Below are 434 nucleotides of genomic sequence, written 5' to 3' on the forward strand. Positions count from 1 at the left end.
GGTCGAATTCCAACTGGTGGTAGCCCGGCTGCATGTGCTCGCACAGTTGATAAAAAGCCTTGTTGTGCTCTGCCTCTTTGAAATGTGCGAGTTCGTGAACCACGATCATTTTCAGAAATTGCGGTGCAGCTTCCTTGAACAACGCCGCCACGCGGATTTCCTTCTTCGCCTTGAGCTTGCCGCCCTGCACCCGCGACACCGTGGTGTGCAGTCCCAACGCTCGATGGGTCAGGTCCAGACGGTTGTCGAACAAGACTTTATCGATGTTCGGTGCATTGCGCAGATACGTTTGCTTGAGCGCCAGCGCATAGGCATAAAGCGCCTTGTCGCTCTGCACCTCATGGCGCTCCGGGTAGCGCTGCTGCAGGTAATCGGCAAGGCGATTCTGCGCAATCAGCTGGCGCACCTGATCCTGCAAGCCTTCGGGATAGGCC

General features: G+C 56.7%; 1 protein-coding gene. It reads right to left on the minus strand.

The annotated features are described in order from the left end of the window. On the minus strand, positions 1-434 hold a 434-nt coding region (locus EOC94_RS33665), incomplete at both ends, for a M48 family metallopeptidase (protein ID WP_148128474.1).

Origin of the sequence: Mesorhizobium sp. M6A.T.Ce.TU.016.01.1.1, from assembly GCF_003997065.1 — a bacterium.
In the GTDB taxonomy this organism is placed as follows: Bacteria; Pseudomonadota; Alphaproteobacteria; order Rhizobiales; family Rhizobiaceae; genus Mesorhizobium; species Mesorhizobium mediterraneum.